The 14,923-nt window shown below is 67.3% G+C and carries 15 protein-coding genes and 1 riboswitch; of the genes, 8 read left to right on the top strand and 7 right to left on the bottom strand.

Annotation, left to right across the window (positions count from 1 at the left end; genetic code table 11):
- The first annotated feature begins 135 nt into the window (after nt 1–135).
- Nucleotides 136–2,064 carry a flagellar biosynthetic protein FliO gene (locus tag Q331_RS0104180; protein ID WP_026379642.1) on the top strand — a complete coding sequence of 643 codons (1,929 nt, stop codon included), beginning with the start codon at nt 136–138 and terminating at the stop codon, nt 2,062–2,064.
- Between the two features lie 80 nt (nt 2,065–2,144).
- Here the strand turns inward: Q331_RS0104180 and dksA are convergent, their stop codons facing one another.
- A complete protein-coding gene (gene dksA, locus Q331_RS0104175; RefSeq protein WP_034490959.1) occupies nt 2,145–2,561 on the bottom strand; it encodes an RNA polymerase-binding protein DksA in 417 nt (138 codons plus the stop codon).
- Nucleotides 2,562–2,743: 182 nt separating this feature from the next.
- Between dksA and Q331_RS0104170 the strand changes: the two genes are divergently transcribed.
- A complete protein-coding gene (locus tag Q331_RS0104170) occupies nt 2,744–3,181 on the top strand; it encodes a hypothetical protein (protein ID WP_026379640.1) in 438 nt (145 codons plus the stop codon).
- Here Q331_RS0104170 and Q331_RS0104165 read toward each other — a convergent pair.
- Complete coding sequence (locus Q331_RS0104165; protein ID WP_026379639.1) at nt 3,178–4,104, bottom strand: homoserine O-succinyltransferase; 927 nt, start codon at nt 4,102–4,104, stop codon at nt 3,178–3,180. The two genes, Q331_RS0104170 and Q331_RS0104165, sit on opposite strands and share 4 nt — an antisense overlap.
- Before the next feature lie 38 nt (nt 4,105–4,142).
- Nucleotides 4,143–4,247, bottom strand: a riboswitch (SAM-I-IV-variant riboswitch).
- A 68-nt stretch (nt 4,248–4,315) separates the two neighbouring features.
- Nucleotides 4,316–5,647 (bottom strand): NAD(P)/FAD-dependent oxidoreductase, encoded by a 1,332-nt coding sequence (locus tag Q331_RS0104160; protein WP_026379638.1) that lies wholly within the window; start codon nt 5,645–5,647, stop codon nt 4,316–4,318.
- A 190-nt stretch (nt 5,648–5,837) separates the two neighbouring features.
- Between Q331_RS0104160 and Q331_RS0104155 the strand changes: the two genes are divergently transcribed.
- The 6 genes from Q331_RS0104155 to Q331_RS0104130 all read left to right on the top strand — a co-directional run bounded on the left by Q331_RS0104155 (nt 5,838) and on the right by Q331_RS0104130 (nt 12,219).
- Nucleotides 5,838–6,344: a SixA phosphatase family protein gene (locus Q331_RS0104155; protein WP_051630526.1), complete on the top strand. Its 507-nt coding sequence runs from the start codon at nt 5,838–5,840 to the stop codon at nt 6,342–6,344.
- A 77-nt stretch (nt 6,345–6,421) separates the two neighbouring features.
- Nucleotides 6,422–7,930 carry a YcjX family GTP-binding protein gene (locus Q331_RS0104150; protein WP_026379636.1) on the top strand — a complete coding sequence of 503 codons (1,509 nt, stop codon included), beginning with the start codon at nt 6,422–6,424 and terminating at the stop codon, nt 7,928–7,930.
- The gene (locus tag Q331_RS19900) at nt 7,927–8,973 is read left to right on the top strand and encodes a YcjF family protein (protein ID WP_034490957.1); all 1,047 of its coding nucleotides are present in this window, start codon (nt 7,927–7,929) and stop codon (nt 8,971–8,973) included. Before Q331_RS0104150 ends, Q331_RS19900 begins: the two co-directional genes overlap by 4 nt.
- Nucleotides 8,974–9,032: 59 nt before the next feature.
- Nucleotides 9,033–9,611 carry a hypothetical protein gene (locus Q331_RS0104140; RefSeq protein ID WP_026379635.1) on the top strand — a complete coding sequence of 193 codons (579 nt, stop codon included), beginning with the start codon at nt 9,033–9,035 and terminating at the stop codon, nt 9,609–9,611.
- Between the two features lie 81 nt (nt 9,612–9,692).
- Complete coding sequence (locus Q331_RS0104135; RefSeq protein ID WP_084174737.1) at nt 9,693–10,910, top strand: GNAT family N-acetyltransferase; 1,218 nt, start codon at nt 9,693–9,695, stop codon at nt 10,908–10,910.
- A 91-nt stretch (nt 10,911–11,001) separates the two neighbouring features.
- The gene (locus Q331_RS0104130; RefSeq protein WP_051630524.1) at nt 11,002–12,219 is read left to right on the top strand and encodes an MFS transporter; all 1,218 of its coding nucleotides are present in this window, start codon (nt 11,002–11,004) and stop codon (nt 12,217–12,219) included.
- 252 nt (nt 12,220–12,471) lie between these two features.
- Here Q331_RS0104130 and Q331_RS23660 read toward each other — a convergent pair whose 3' ends face one another.
- The 4 genes from Q331_RS23660 to Q331_RS0104110 all read right to left on the bottom strand — a co-directional run bounded on the left by Q331_RS23660 (nt 12,472) and on the right by Q331_RS0104110 (nt 14,532).
- Nucleotides 12,472–12,636: a hypothetical protein gene (locus Q331_RS23660; protein WP_156953256.1), complete on the bottom strand. Its 165-nt coding sequence runs from the start codon at nt 12,634–12,636 to the stop codon at nt 12,472–12,474.
- A 135-nt stretch (nt 12,637–12,771) separates the two neighbouring features.
- The gene (locus tag Q331_RS0104120; RefSeq protein ID WP_026379632.1) at nt 12,772–13,800 is read right to left on the bottom strand and encodes an NAD(P)/FAD-dependent oxidoreductase; all 1,029 of its coding nucleotides are present in this window, start codon (nt 13,798–13,800) and stop codon (nt 12,772–12,774) included.
- A complete protein-coding gene (locus Q331_RS0104115; RefSeq protein ID WP_026379631.1) occupies nt 13,797–14,117 on the bottom strand; it encodes a 2Fe-2S iron-sulfur cluster-binding protein in 321 nt (106 codons plus the stop codon). The genes Q331_RS0104120 and Q331_RS0104115 overlap by 4 nt, the downstream gene beginning before the upstream one ends.
- Nucleotides 14,118–14,202: 85 nt before the next feature.
- A complete protein-coding gene (locus Q331_RS0104110) occupies nt 14,203–14,532 on the bottom strand; it encodes an Hpt domain-containing protein (protein WP_026379630.1) in 330 nt (109 codons plus the stop codon).
- Between the last annotated feature and the right edge of the window lie 391 nt (nt 14,533–14,923).

The following is a 14,923-nucleotide window of genomic DNA, read 5'->3' as shown; positions in this document are numbered from 1 at the left end:
GAAGGACAGTTCCGGAAAACCTGCCGCAGGCCGCGTGCCGCATCGGTGCAGCCTTGTTTGAAACAGCCAGGTATTCCGGCTATTCTCGGCGTTTAGCGGCATGGGTTCAGTGTAGCGTGATAAAAGGAGGCGTCCATGCGCGGTTTTCTCGGGCTTCCGGAAGGCGGCCTGTCGTTAGCCATCGTCCTGACGCTCCTTGTCGTCCTGGCGGTGGGGGTTGCGTATATGTGGTCCCTGCGCCGCGCTCCGGGCCGTGTCCGCAGCGCTTCGGGCACCCGTGCCGGTCGCCTGCAGGTCATGGAAGTGCACGATGTCGACCCCAAGCGGCAACTGCTTCTGTTGCGCCGCGATCAGGTCGAGCATCTCGTTCTGATCGGCGGCCCGACCGACATCGTGGTCGAATCGCATATCGTGCGCGGCCGACCGGGCCAGGCCCAGGCGGCTCCCCGGCGCGTCGCACCCGCATCGGCAGCCACGCTCGCGCCGGCCGCCACCCATGCGCAAAAGTCGGCCCGGGCCGCCGAGCCGCGCCTTGCCGAGGCGGTGGCGGCAGCCTCCGTGCATCCTCTGCGCGAGGAGCGCCGCGCCGGCGCGGCGCAGCCGGAGAGCGGGCGACGGTCGCCGACGGCCTTGGCCCCCGCGCCCGGCGCCCCGACGCCGCACCCCCCGGCCGCCGGCAAGCCCGCCGCAACCCCTGCGCCGGCTGCGAGCGCCGCCTCCGGCGCCGCTGCCGCGCCCCGTCCCTCCCGTTTCGGCGAGCCTCCGCGCGCCCGTGGCGACAGCGCGCAGACGGCCGAACCGCCGCCTGCCGAAGAGGCCACGGCGAAGGCGCGGCGCGATAAGGACATGACAGACCGCGCCTCCGGCCAGGCCGCACCATCGCCGGTCCAGGAAAAGCGTCCGGCGGACAGGGCCGCGGCCGAAAGCGCCTATGCCGCCGACGGGGCGCTCGACGAGCCTTCCAGGCCCGCCGAAAACGGTGCGAGCGACAGGCAGGGCGCGGCGGCTGCCTCCGTCTCGCCGAGCCCCTCCATCCCGGCTGCGGCCGCACCCGCCATGGGCAAGGTGCTCTCCGGCCTCTTCGGCGCCAGGCGCGAGGAGAGCGGCAAGGAGCCGGCAGCCTCCGCAGCGCCAAAGCCCGCCGCCGCCCCACCGGCCGATGGGCCGGCCGAGGCGCCGGAAAGCCCCGATTATCCTGCCGAGATGTCGGCTCCTGCCAAGCGCGCCAGCGCGGCATCGCCGGCCACGGAGAGCCACGACGCCGAAGCGCCGGCTCCGGTCACCTCCGCCAAGCCGGCGACGAGTTACTTCCTTTCCGCCCGCAAGGTCTCCAAGAGCGCCCTGGAGGACACCTCCGGCCTCCTCGACGACCTCTCGCTGGAGGATGAGATCGGCGCCGCTATCGGCGTGCATCAACGCGGCGAGACCTCAAGGCCCGCCACGGTCGAGACCGCGCAAGCCGCGCCACAATCGGCCGAGGCGCCGCAGGCGGCCCCGGAAAGCAGCGAGGAAGCGACAGCGCAACCGGCGCCGGCGGAGGAAAAACTGCCGGAACCTGCCGTCACCGAGCCGCCCCCGGAGGAGGCCGCCGAAACGCCCTCCGAGCCGCAGACGCCGGTTGCCGCTTCGGCGGGCGCCGATCCGGGCGCGCTGTCAACGCCCGCGGCCGGCAACGAGGACATGCCAGCCCGGCCGGAAGAAGACGCCGCGCCCCGAGAAAAGGCCGAGGCTGAAGAAAAGACCGCCCCCCTCGCCCACCGCGCCGATGCGCAGAGCGATGGCACGGCCGAGGCGGAGGAGGCCGCCGACGGCGACATCGCTGCCCCCGAAGCGCCAGCATCCTTGCGCGAACCGGAAGAACCTTCGGTCGCCGAATCGCCAGCGAAGCTCGATATCCCCGCGGATAGGGAGTCGCCGCGCAAGGCGGTTGCCAGCCTGGATGTCGAGGAGAGCGTCGTCGCCTTCTCGCCCAAGCACAAGCCGGCAGACGAGGAAGAGGAGGAACTGGAGGACGAGATGGCCCGCCTTCTCGGCGAGCTCACCGGCGACCTCAAGCGACGCTAGAGCACGTCACAAAGCAAAGCGCCGCCGGAATCCGGCGGCGCTTTTTTTATTCGATGACCATTCCCGATTCGCGGCGCTGCTCAGTCGTCGCGATAGACGCGCTCGCGCCTTTCGTGGCGCTCCTGCGCCTCCACCGACAGCGTGGCGATCGGCCTGGCGTCGAGCCGCTTCAAGCTGATTGGCTCACCCGTCTCCTCGCAGAAGCCGTAGCTGCCGTCCTCGATCCGGCGCAAGGCCGCATCGATCTTGGAAATCAACTTGCGCTGCCGATCGCGCGCCCGCAATTCGATGGAGCGATCCGTCTCCGAGGATGCCCGGTCCGCGAGATCGGGATGGTTTTGATTTTCGCGTTGCAGGGCTTCCAGCGTGTCCCGGCTTTCCGCCAGGATCTCTTCCTTCCACGCCAGAAGCTTTTTACGGAAATACTCCCGCTGCCGCTCGTTCATGAACGGCTCATCTTCGCTTGGCGAATACAGTCTGTCAGCCTCCAGAACCATTGGCGTCATCCCACCGTGCCGCCCTCTCCCTGAACCTGCCCTATACGGACAACAAGCATCCGGTGCAAGCGCCGGGATATGAAGCTTTTGTTGAGCCGCCGCACCGTCGTGAAGAGCTAACCTAACGTTAACAGCTGGCCCGGCATTCTAGATAAAATGCATGTGCAAGCGAGTTGTGGCGTATGCGTATCACCCAGGTGCGGCATCCTTGCCCGGAGTTGACGGCCCTGATGGCGGCCGAGACCCGTATCGTTGAATTGATCGCCTGCGAGCGCGCAGCCTTGCGCGAGGGGCGCCTGCTTGCCGCCCGCGCCTACGCCACGCAGCTGCGCGATGCCGCGAGCGCCTATCTGACCAAGCTGCGCGAGGCGCGCGCTTGCCTGTCGAACGCGCCGGACCCGGCAACGCTCGCCACCGAGATGGAGCGCCGCAGGCGCACCTTCGCCGATATCCTGCGCGTGGAGCTGGCCGCGCTCGCCTCTTCGCGCATCCTCTCCACCGAGCGGCTGCGAGCTGCCAAAGAGAAGGCAGGCGAGGCAGGGATACCGTCCGGCCCGAACCTCGGCATGCGCCAGGCAAAGCCGGCGGCCTTCTCGCCCGCCAGGCCCCGCGCGGCCTAGGTCGTGGCTGAGTTCACGACCTGGCGACCGATCGCCGCCGGATCGAAGGGCGTCGTCTGATAGATCTCGTTGATCCAGTTGCCGAAGAGAAGATGACCATGGCTACGCCAGCCATTAACGGGCGGCGCGGCGGGATCATCGTTGCGGAAATAGTTGGCCGGCAGCGGGCCGGCCCCGTCGCGCAGATATTCCTCCTTCAGCGTGCCCGTGTCGTATTCCAGGTGATTGAACATATGCAGCATGCGGCGGGCGGGGTCGCTCAGCAGGCAGAGCCCGGTCTCCTCGCTGTCGATGAGAACGCTCAGACCGGCATCGCCAAGATCCTCCCGGCGAACCTCCGTCCAACGTGAGACGGGTATGACGAAATCGTCCGAGAAGCCGCGCAGATAGGGCGATGCCGGCGCCAGATTGCGGTGCCGGAAGACGCCGAAGGCCTTCCGCTCGAGCGCGTGCTTGGGCACGCCGTGGAAGTGATAGAGGGCTGCCTGCGCGGCCCAGCAGATCATCAGCGCGCGATGCACATGCGTTTGCGTCCAGTCGAAGATGCGCTGAAGCTCCGCCCAATAGCCAACCTCCTCGAAGGCGAGCCGTTCGACCGGCGCCCCGGTGACGACGAAGCCGTCGAAGCGCTCCTCGCGCACATCGCTCCACGGCCGGTAGAAGGCGGCCATGTGATCGGCAGAGGTGTTGCGGGGCACATGCTCGCTCATGCGCACCAGCGTCAGCTCGATTTGCAGCGGCGTTGCGCCGAAGAGCCGGGCGAGCTGGGCTTCGGTGTTGATCTTGTTCGGCATGAGATTGAGCAGACCGATCCTGAGCGGGCGGATATCTTGGCGCACCGCATCGGCTTCGCTCATCACCACGAGCCCCTCCGCTTCGAGGATGTGGCGGGCAGGCAAATGGTCGGGAATCTTGATAGGCACGTCGCGTCGGTCCTTCTTGGCGAGATCGACGCGCGTGGCTTCATCCGTTTGGTTGCCGGCTGGCCACATCCTCCTTGCGGAGCGCCACCTTGCCCGGATTGGCAGGTTGGCGTTGGGCGTCGACCCAACTCGTGATGCGGGAACGACTCTATGGGAGCTCCACAGGCTTGGCAATCGCCGCCCGTGGCGCGAACCGACACAGCCGCGGGATCTATCCAGCGCTCGCCTCTTGCTCCCGCCGACGGTCCTGGCGCTGCATGCGCCAGTAGAGAAGCTGCGTCGCCGCACGCCCCAGAAAGTTGCGCCCGCCGATCGTCCGGTCGAGGAAGGCCGGCAAATACGGTTCGAACAGGCGGAACGTGTCGTCGCCCGCCGCAATCGCGGCCGCGATCAGGCTGCCCCCCATCGCCGTCGTGGCAAGCCCGTGCCCGCCGAAGGCCGTCACCGCCCACAGTCCCGCCTCGCGCCTTCCGGCGAGAAGGCCGATGATCGGCATCGCCGAGCGCTGGTAGCCCATCAGCCCGCCCCAGGCGTGATCCACCGCAAAATCGCCAAGCTGCGGGTAGATCGGCAGGATATCGGCCTTCAGCATTTCCGCCAGCCGCGCCGGCTCGGCCCGTGCCGTGGTGATACGTCCGCCCCACAGAAGCCGGCGCGCCTCGCCTTCCCCGATGAGGCGATAATAGTCGCCGGCCCGGCGCGTATCGGCGATGCAGCCGGTGAAATGTATGGCCTCGTCCAGCTTTTCACCGAGCGGCTCGGAGGTGACGACATAGGTCGCCACCGGCAGGACGGCGCGCTCCAGGGGCGGGTAGAGACCGCTTTGCGTGGCGCTGCCGGCCAGCACGACATGGCGTGCGGCGATCGTCCCGCCGGCCGTCGTCACACGCCAGCCCGCGCCCGACCGGGAAAGCCCGCTCGCCCCGCTCCCCTCATGGATCGCCGCCCCGCTTTCCGCCGCCGCCTCCGCCAATCCGCGCGCATAGGCGAGCGGATCGATATGGAAGGGTTCCGGGTCGTGCAGCGCGCCGAAGTAGCGGTTTGTGCGCAGCGTCTCGCGCACCGCCTCGCGCGGCCAGACTTGATAGGTGACGCCATAATCGCGCTGCATGCGCTCGGCGCGCGCCCTCAGCTCCTCCTCACCCGGATGGCGCACCACCTTCAGCCAGCCGCGCCCGCCGATAATCCCGGCAAGACCGAATTCGTCAATTCGTTGCTGCACGAACTGGCAGCCCGCCCGCGACAGGGTGAAGAGCTTCCTCGCCCCCGGCAGGCCGAGTTTCGCCTCCACCTTGAAGATCGATTGGGCAAAGCCCGGCGACACGAAGCCGCCGTTGCGGCCCGACGCGCCCCAGCCGATGCGGTTCGCCTCCACGAGCGCCACCGAACGTCCCGCCTTGGCCAGGAGATAGGCCGTGGTCAGCCCCGCCAGCCCGCCGCCTATGACGAGCGTCTCCACCTCGCTCTCCCCGGCAAGCGGGGGATAGGCCGGCCCCTCGGCGAGGGCGGCGTAATAGCTCGGTGCATGCGGCTCGGCGGCCATGGGCGAGTTCCTTGCGGGCTGAAGCGTAAGGCCGGCGGTCCGGCAACCGCGGCTCCTCCCGCACATACGGCATGCGGCGCGCCGGGAAAACGCCGCATCTCGCCTCCATTCGCGCGACATGAGCGCCGAAGAAGACGGCAGGAGCTTGCCGACTTCTCGGCCTTTCGTCTAAGCGGGAGGAATGCCGACCTTGCTCCTTCTCCGTCACGCCAAGTCGGACTGGCACTCCGGCGCCAGGACGGATTTCGAGCGCCCGCTCAATCAGCGCGGTCGCAACGCCGCGCGCGCCATGGGCCAACACCTCGCCGATGCCGGCTACGAGCCGGATCTCGTCCTGTGCTCGCCGGCGCGCCGAACCCGCGAGACCCTTGGCCTGGTGGCGGAGAACGTCGTCCTGCCCGTCGACCGGCGCTATCCGCAGAGCCTCTACGAGGAGGTGGAGGAAACCTATGTGAACGTTCTTCGTGCGGAAGGCGGCGGCGCCGAATGCTGCCTTCTCGTCGGCCATAATCCGATGATCTACGAAACTGCTCTGGTGCTCGTCGGCAGCGGCGGCGAGCGCGATCTGGCGCGGCTCAACGCCAAATTCCCGAGCGGCGCACTGGCCGTCCTGGAATTTTCCGGCACCTGGTCCGAGTTGACGCCGGGGACGACACGCCTTGCCCGCTATGTAAGACCGGCCGACCTGGTGTCGTGAGGCCGCACTTTGCGGCGGCCGCCGCTTCTGCCCATATTGGGGCCTGGCAGCGAATCACGACATCTTTCTAAGCACCCTTGGCCCCCACCCTCTCCTTCGCCGATGAAGCGCGCATCGCCTTCGACAACATCCTGGAAGGCGTGCTCGGCCATTCGGCGCAATTGCGCCTCGGCGTCACTGGTCTGTCGCGCGCCGGCAAGACGGTCTTCATCACGGCTCTGGTCCACAACCTCTTGCATGGCGGCCGCTTGCCGTTGTTCGACGCGCATGCTTCCGGGCGTCTCTCCGGCGCCAGACTGCAGCCCCAGCCCGACGACGCCGTGCCGCGCTTCGATTACGAGGCGCATGTGAAGAACCTCGTCGACCGGCGCGTCTGGCCGCGCTCCACCCGGCGCATCTCCGAATTGCGCGTCACCCTGGAGTACGAATCGGCGAGCGGCTGGAAGCGCACCTTCGGCGCCGGCCGGCTTGATCTCGATATCGTCGATTATCCGGGCGAATGGCTTCTCGACCTGGCGCTCCTCAACAAATCCTACGCCGAATGGTCGGCGGAGGCGGTCACGATGTCGCGCGAGCCGCACCGTAAGGGTCTCGCCGCCGCGTGGCACGCTTCGCTGAAGGGTGTCGATCCGCAGGCGGAAGAGGACGAGACCAAGGCCCGCGAGCTGGCGGCGGCCTTCACCGCCTATCTGCGCGCCGCGCGCGCCGACGAGCATGCCCTGTCGATGCTACCGCCGGGGCGCTTTCTCATGCCCGGCGATCTGGAGGGCTCGCCGGCCCTGACCTTCTCGCCGCTCGATATCGGCCCTGGGGCCGAGCCAGAGCCCGGCAGTCTCGCCGCCATGATGGCGCGGCGCTACGAATCCTACCGCACCCACGTGGTCAAACCGTTCTTCCGCGAGCATTTCGCCCGGCTGGACCGCCAGATCGTCCTCGTCGACATGCTGGCGGCGCTGAATGCCGGCCCGGCCGCATTGCGCGATCTGGAGCAGGCACTCGCCGACGTTCTCGCCTGCTTTCGTCCCGGACGCAGCAACTGGCTCACCTCCATCCTGTCTCGGCGCATCGACAAGATCCTCTTTGCCGCCACCAAGGCGGACCATGTGCACCGCTCCGACCACGACAACCTAGCCGCCCTTCTTGCTCGCCTCACCGACAAGGCGGCCAAGCGCGCCGCCTTCGCCGGTGCTGAGGTCCATGTCATGCCGTTGGCGGCGGTCCGGGCGACGCGCGAAGTCACCGTGACGCGCGACGGGCGCCGTCTTCCGGCGATTGCCGGCGTCCCGCTTGAAGGCGAGGAAGTGGCCGGTGAGGTTTATGACGGCGCAACGGAAATCGCCTTGTTTCCCGGCGATTTGCCGACCGATCCGGAATCGATCTTTGAACCGCCAGTTCTGGCCGGCCGCCCCCGCGACATCGCCGATCTGGACGATGGCGAGCTTGCCACCCGGCAAGGGCTGGAGCTGCGCTATCTGCGCTTTCGCCCGCCCAAGCTGGAACGGACAGAAGCCGGCGTGAAGCTCTCCCTGCCGCATATCCGGCTCGATCAGGCGCTGGAGTTTCTTGTCGGAGACCGGCTGCAATGAAGACCGCGCAACGCCGTGCCCCCGAGGCCTTCCGTCTCGACGAGCCTGGAGCCGTCGAGATTGAGGAAGACATCATCGAGGAACTCGACCCGGTCGAGGAGGACGCCGAGCGCGCCGTCACCACCATCATCGAGCCGAAGAAGCGCGGCATCCGCTGGCTAAGGCTCGCGGTTGTGGGCGGCGGCGGTCTTCTCTCGCTCGCCGTCGCCATTGCCATCGATGACCTGATCCGCAGCCTGTTCCAGCGCGCCGACTGGCTGGGCTGGCTGGGGCTCGGCCTTCTCGGCCTCTTCCTCCTGGCGATCCTCGCCATGGTGGCGCGCGAACTCTTCGCCCTCGCCCGTCTCAAGGCGGTGGCAAGGCTGCGACTTGCCGCCGATGCCGCCTTTGAGGACAACGATCCGGAGAAGGCAAGGCGCGTCGGGCGCGATCTTATACGTCAGTACGGCGGCCGCCCGGACACGGCCCAGGGCCGCCGCCAGCTGAAGGAGCATCTCGGCGCCGTGATGGATGGGGCGGATCTCATCCGCCTGACCGAGCGCGATCTCGTTCTGCCCCTCGACGAGCGTGCCAAGGCGGCGATCTCCTCCGCCGCGCGCCGCGTCTCCGTCGTCACCGCCGTCAGCCCGCGCGCCCTCATCGACGTCGCCTACGTGCTCGTCACCTGCCTCGGCCTCATCCGCGCCATTGCCACCATCTATGGTGGCCGACCGGGCTTTTTCGGCCTGATGCGGCTGACCGGCGCCGTCGTCAGCCACCTTGCCGTCACCGGCACCATCGCCCTCGGCGATACCCTGCTGCAGCAGGTGGTCGGCCACGGCCTGGCGGCGCGCCTTTCCACCCGTCTCGGCGAAGGCGTCGTCAACGGTCTGATGACGGCCCGCATCGGCCTCTCCGCGCTCGATGTCTGCCGCCCCGTGCCTTTCGTGGCCCAGCCGCGTCCGCGCCTGAAGGACATCGCCGGCGATCTCGTCTCCTTCACCACGGCGCGCGAGGAGGCCGTCGCACCAACGCCGCGCAATGGGCGTAGGGTTAACGAATGATTGGCATTTGATGCCTATCGTCACGGTCGATTGGGCATTCGTCATCTTCGGAGCTCTTCATGCGCCGTCTCATTCTCGCTGCAGCTCTCGCTCTTGCCGCACCCCTTTCCGTCCCCTCGCAGGCGGCGGAGGTCGATCAGGATGCGGCCCTGTTCATGGAGCGCTTCGGCGGCGCCTGGCGGGGTAGCGGGCGCCTTCTCGTCGGGCCCGAAAGCGGGCTTCGCTTCCATTGCGCCCTGGAGGGCGATCCGAGCCGCAGCCAGATGGCGTTCGGCATGACCGGCCGCTGCTGGACCGGCTCCCTCTCAGCGCCCGTCTACGCCAAGCTGCGCTATAGCGCCGACCAGAAGCAATTCTTCGGCTCCTTCATGGATGGCGCGGAAGGCGACGGCGCCAACATCGTCGGCGAACGCGCCGGCAACGGCTTCATGCTGAAGCTCGTGCGCGGCGAGCTTCAGGGCCGCCTTGCCGCCGAACCGGCCGGTCACGGCAAGATGACGGTCATGCTGTCGCTCTACGATCCGGGCAGCGGCCGCACGGTCCCGGTCGCCGCGATGGGCTTTGCTCGCCCCGGCTCCGATTCCCTGCCAATCTACGACCCGGCGATCACCGGCTCCATCAACCCGGCCCGCGACTAGGCCGCGGCGGCGCCCTTACGCATCTTTCCCGAATCTTCACGATCCTCTGAAAAGGTCGGCGGCCCAGGTTCGGGAGTCTTCATGCGCTTAGCGCCATCCGCCACGCTTTTCGACGATCCAGGTACCGTGCCGGCTTCCGCCGCGCCGGCACGCGGGAGCGGCGTGCTCCGTGGTGAGATATTGAAGGGCCGCGCCGCCCTTGAGGCGCTCGGCCACGAATGGCGGCAGCTCTGCGCGGCAACCCCCAGCAGCGTCTTTCAAAGCCCCGCCTTCGTCGACATCTGGGCCCGCCACTTCACCGCCGACGCGCCGGAAAGGCTCTGGTGCGTCACCGTGCGCCTCGATGGCGAGCTGGCGCTTCTATGGCCGATCGAGATCTGCCGCTGCGAGCCGCTGCCGCTCAGGATCGCCTCCAATGCCGGCGCCCCCATCGCCCAATACGACGAGGTTCTGATCGGCGCCAAGGGCGATCCGCGCGCCCTTATCGCGACTGCCATCCAGACCATGCACGCTGCCGGCGTCGATCTTCTCGTTCTGGAGCGGGTAAGGGCGGATTCCCATCTGGGCGGTCATCTTCCCACCTGCGCCATTCGCCTCGGCGAGGCCGATGTCGCTCCCTTCACCGAAACGGATCCGGCAAGGCTCGCCGCCTTTCTGAAGGGCCGCAAGGCGAAGCTGCGGCGGGACAATGCGCGCCGCAAAAGCGCCCTTGCCGAGATCGGCGAGTTGAGGCTCGACCAGCCTCGGGACGCCGCCACGGCGCGGCGCTGGCTCGACGAGACCATGGCGCTGAAGCGGCAATGGCTGCGCGAGAAGGGCATGGTCAGCCGCGCCTTCCTCGACGGGCGCACCCATGCCTGTCTCGACAGCCTGGCGCAGGATCTCGCCGATGCCGATGGCCCCTTGCGCCTCGCCCTGCCGCGCCTGACGGTCGGCGACGCCTTCGCCGCGCAGGAGGTCGGCCTCGTCCACAACGGCATCTATCACGCCTTCCTGCGCGCCTTCTCACCGGAATTCGCCCGTCACGGGCCGGGCAACGTGCTGACGGAGATGATCCTTGGCTGGTGCGCCGAGAACGGCATTGCGCGCTACGACATGCTGCCGCCCAGCTATCGCAACAAGCGCGAATGGCGGAGCGGCGAGGTGGAGGTGGCCGACTACGCCGTGCCGCTCTCGGCGACCGGCCGGCTCTACCGCAGCGCCGTGATCAGCTTCCTGAAGCCGCGCCTGCGCGATCTCTACTACGCCCTGCCGCACGGCATGCGCAGCTGGCTCGCCGAACGCACATTGCGCCTTTAAGGGCGGGCGGCCGCTCTGGCGCATGGTGCCGCCGTGGCAAGCGCTGATTCGCGTATACGCCGCCCCGCCCCTCCTATAGGACAGACGGGCCATGTCCCGCGCGAGCCTTCCCATCTCCGCCGCCACCGGCTGGCGGACGCCGGCCATCATGCTGATGGTGATGGCCGCGGCCATGCAGATCGCCTTTGCGAGCTGGTGGACGCTGATCAAGAACTTCGCCGTGGACGGGATCGGCCTCACCGGCCGTGAGATCGGCTTTCAGGAATCCATCCGGGAAATACCGGGCTTCTTGTCCTTTCTTGCCATCTACGTGCTCTTCGTCATGCGCGAGCAGACGCTGGCGCTTGTTTCCCTGGCCGTGCTCGGCATCGGCGTCGCCCTGACCGGCTGGTTTCCCAGCGCCTGGGGCCTTTATGCCACGACGCTGATCATGTCGATCGGCTTTCACTATTACGAGACGATGAACCAGAGCCTGGCGCTGCAATGGCTGCCGCGCGCCGAGGCGCCGAGGATCATGGGCCGCATCCTCGCCGTCGCCGGCTTCGCCCAGCTTCTCGCCTACGGCCTCATCGCCCTTGCCTGGAAGACCTTCGAGCTTTCCTATGCCGCCGTCTTCATGATCGCCGGCGGCATCACCCTTGCCATCGTCCTTTTCCTCGCCCTCGCCTTCCCAGATTTCCGCGAGGAGACGCCGCAGCTGAAAAAGCTCGTCCTGCGCCGGCGCTACTGGCTCTATTACGCCCTCACCTTCCTTTCCGGCGCGCGCCGGCAGATTTTCACTGTCTTCGCCGGGCTGATGATGGTGGAGAAGTTCGGCTACGACGTCGGCGACATCGCCCTTCTCTTCCTGGTCAATTGCGTCTTCAACATGCTGTTTGCGCCGAAGATCGGCGCCATGATCGTGCGCTTCGGCGAGCGCACGGCGCTGACGGTGGAATATGTCGGGCTCATCGGCGTCTTCCTCGCCTATGCCGTCGTCGCCAATCCCTGGGTCGCCGCCGCGCTTTATGTGATCGACCATGCCTTCTTCGCCATGGCGATCGCCATGAAGACCTATTTCCAGAAGATCGCCGATCCGGCCGATATCGCGCCTTCCGCGGGCGTCGCCTTCACCATCAACCACATCGCCGCCGTGGGCATTCCGGCCGCCTTCGGCTTCATCTGGCTCGTCTCGCCCGCCGCCGTCTTCATCATCGGCGCGGCGATGGCGACAGGCTCGCTCATCCTGGCGCGCCTCATTCCGCGCCATCCCGACCAGGGGATGGAAGTCGCCTGGAAAGCGCGCCGCGGCCTCGCCCCGGCCGAGTGAACGCCGGAATTGTTTTTCGGTTTTTCCCGAACAGCAGGCCGCCGAGGACGGCGGCTCGGCCATGGCCGCCATCGCCGCGGCCTTTCCCCACTCTGACGCCGGCCGTCATGCCCTTCCTTCAGCCGCTGGAACGGCGCGCCAGCCTCGCCGACAGCCGCTGAGGCGGCCCAAGCCAAGCATGCCCAGACATGCCCAGGCATGCCCAGACATGCAAAGAAACCGGTCGGGGCTCAAGCTCCGGCCGTGCCTTCTTCACCGGGTTGCAGCTTTGGTTCCGCGCGGCCGGCGCAGGCGGGCGAGGAAGCCGGCGAGGCTCTGAAAGTCCAGCCGCATCAGCTCCAGCGGCGAGAGCCCGTCGCGGACGACCTTCGCATCGGCGAAGGCCGGATCGATCTCCAAGCAAAGGCCCTGGCGCATGTTTCGCTCCCTCCGGCGGGCATGCCGCCTTGTGTGGAGAGAGGATTAGACGGCGCCGAGGCCGGGCGATGTGCGCAAATGCACATGGGGCGCGGCGCCGGCCGACCTCCGTCGCTCTTGCCAGGTCAGGCTGCCTCAGATGACGCCGAGCTTCTTCTGCAGCGAGGAGGAAGAGGTCGTGTACTGGAAGACGATGCGCTGGTCGGGGCTGATATGCCGCTTGGCCGCCTGCGCCATCAGCGCGCCCTCGTGGAAGCCGGAAAGGATCAGCTTCAATTTGCCCGGATAGGTATTGATGTCGCCGATGGCGAAGATGCCCGCCTCGGAGGTCTGGAACTTCTCCGTATCCACCGGGATGAGGTTCTCGTGGAGATTGAGGCCCCAATCGGCGACCGGGCCGAGCTTCATCGTCAGCCCGAAGAAGGGCAGCATGCGCGTGCAGGCGACCTCCACCTCACCGTCCGGCGTCTTCACCGTCGCCGCCTCCAGCTGGCCGCCCTCGCCTTTGAGGCCCGTCACCTGGCCCTGTTGGAAGGTGAGCTCGTGCTTCTCCTGCAGGGCGAACATCTTGTTCACCGAATCCGGCGCGGCGCGGAATTCCGGCCGGCGATGGACGAGCGTCAGGTTCTTGGCGATGGGCTGCAGGTTCAAGGTCCAGTCGAGGGCCGAATCTCCGCCGCCGACGATGAGCAGATCGTGGTCGCGGAAATCCTCCATCCGCCGCACCGAATAGAAGACGGAGGTGCCCTCATAGGCCTCGATGCCCGGAATCGGCGGACGCTTGGGCTGGAAGGAGCCGCCGCCGGCGGCGATCACCACCACCTTGGCCTTGATGGTGGTCCCGGCATCGGTGCGCACGCGAAAGCCACCTTCGGCCGTGCGCTCCAGCTCCGTCACCATCTCGCCGAAATGAAATTCCGGCTCGAACGGCTTGATCTGCTGCATAAGCTGGTCGACGAGCCCCTGGGCGGAGATTTCCGGCCAGCCGGGAATGTCGTAGATCGGCTTTTCCGGATAGAGTTCGGCGCACTGGCCGCCCGGCCGGTCGAGGATGTCGACGAGATGGCATTTGAGATCGAGCAGGCCGAGCTCGAAGACGGCGAACAACCCGACGGGCCCCGCGCCGATGATGACGACGTCGGTATCGAAAAGCGGTGCAGTCATGCCTGTCGCTCCGGAATGGTGATGACGAGCCCGTCCAGCTCGTCCCTTACTCTGATCTGGCAGGACAGCCGCGACGTCGGTCGCACGTCATAGGCAAAGTCCAGCATGTCCTCTTCCATCGGCTCCGGCGAGCCGGTGCGCTCGAACCATGCCTCGTCGACATAGACGTGACAGGTGGCGCAGGCGCAGGCGCCGCCGCATTCGGCCTCGACGCCGGAAAGGCCCTCTTTGAGCGCCGCTTCCATGACCGTCGAGCCGTTCTCGGCCTCCACTTCGTGACGGGAGCCGTCCTGGGCGATGAAGGTAATCTTGGGCATGTCCAATCCGTGTTGCGAGGCACGGGTTTAGGGACGCGCCCGGCTATGTCAAGCATGCCTCCAAACTGGCGCTGCTTCGTCGCACTCACCGGCCGCTAAGATGCGCCACCACCTCGGCCACGCAAGCGGCGAGTTCCGAAAGTTCCTCATCGCCTTCAAGCGCCCTTGCTTCGGCCGCCGCGGCAGCGTCCGCGAGCCGCTCCGCCCCCACATTGCGCGCCAGCCCCTTGAGGGCATGCACCCTTTCGGCGCGAATTTGCGGCCCGCTCGCCTCCCGGGCCTGGCGCAGGAGACGCTCAGCCTCGTCGATGAACAAAGCGAGGATCTCGCGCTGCAATTCGCCATCGCCCATGGTCTGGCGGGCAAGATGCGCCTCGTTCAGGATGTGTCTTGGCGCCTGCCTTCCACCCGTCATGGCCTTTCCGCCGCCCTTTGCGGCGTCCCGATTGAAGTCGGCGAAAGCGTCCGCGCTCTTGCGGGCTCCGGCTCAGTCTTATGCCCCCACATTGAGACGAGCCTGCAGCGCGTTCATATTATTTGTAAATTGTCGGGGTGGAAAGCGCGCCAGAGTGGATTCGCGCTTCTCACAGCGTTACAGAATGATTAGGATGCCCCTGCCAAATGGACAGAATGGGCGCTGCCCCTCTCAAAGGACGGGCAGCGTTGCAGTATCGGGCGGCGGCGATCCGATGCGTTCGAGGAGGTTGAGGAGCCCCGGCAAGTTTGGCCGGCGTCCGTTATCCTCATTTGCCGGCCAAGGCTGGCACGGCATCCGTTATAGTCGTTGCGTACGGACCGGAGCGAAG

Origin of the sequence: Afifella pfennigii DSM 17143, from assembly GCF_000688515.1 — a bacterium.
Taxonomy (GTDB): domain Bacteria; phylum Pseudomonadota; class Alphaproteobacteria; order Rhizobiales; family Afifellaceae; genus Afifella; species Afifella pfennigii.
The sequence above is the reverse complement of the archived record's forward strand: the minus strand, read 5'-3'. Positions and strand labels throughout refer to the sequence as shown.

What these genes read in the sequence shown, in the direction of transcription:
- Q331_RS0104180 (WP_026379642.1), top strand. Translation starts at nt 136, where the DNA reads ATGCGCGGTTTTCTCGGGCTTCCGGAAGGCGGCCTGTCGTTAGCCATC.
- dksA (WP_034490959.1), bottom strand. Translation starts at nt 2,561, where the DNA reads ATGGTTCTGGAGGCTGACAGACTGTATTCGCCAAGCGAAGATGAGCCG.
- Q331_RS0104170 (WP_026379640.1), top strand. Translation starts at nt 2,744, where the DNA reads ATGCGTATCACCCAGGTGCGGCATCCTTGCCCGGAGTTGACGGCCCTG.
- Q331_RS0104160 (WP_026379638.1), bottom strand. Translation starts at nt 5,647, where the DNA reads ATGGCCGCCGAGCCGCATGCACCGAGCTATTACGCCGCCCTCGCCGAG.
- Q331_RS19900 (WP_034490957.1), top strand. Translation starts at nt 7,927, where the DNA reads ATGAAGACCGCGCAACGCCGTGCCCCCGAGGCCTTCCGTCTCGACGAG.
- Q331_RS0104140 (WP_026379635.1), top strand. Translation starts at nt 9,033, where the DNA reads ATGCGCCGTCTCATTCTCGCTGCAGCTCTCGCTCTTGCCGCACCCCTT.
- Q331_RS0104135 (WP_084174737.1), top strand. Translation starts at nt 9,693, where the DNA reads ATGCGCTTAGCGCCATCCGCCACGCTTTTCGACGATCCAGGTACCGTG.
- Q331_RS0104130 (WP_051630524.1), top strand. Translation starts at nt 11,002, where the DNA reads ATGTCCCGCGCGAGCCTTCCCATCTCCGCCGCCACCGGCTGGCGGACG.
- Q331_RS23660 (WP_156953256.1), bottom strand. Translation starts at nt 12,636, where the DNA reads ATGCGCCAGGGCCTTTGCTTGGAGATCGATCCGGCCTTCGCCGATGCG.
- Q331_RS0104120 (WP_026379632.1), bottom strand. Translation starts at nt 13,800, where the DNA reads ATGACTGCACCGCTTTTCGATACCGACGTCGTCATCATCGGCGCGGGG.
- Q331_RS0104115 (WP_026379631.1), bottom strand. Translation starts at nt 14,117, where the DNA reads ATGCCCAAGATTACCTTCATCGCCCAGGACGGCTCCCGTCACGAAGTG.
- Q331_RS0104110 (WP_026379630.1), bottom strand. Translation starts at nt 14,532, where the DNA reads ATGACGGGTGGAAGGCAGGCGCCAAGACACATCCTGAACGAGGCGCAT.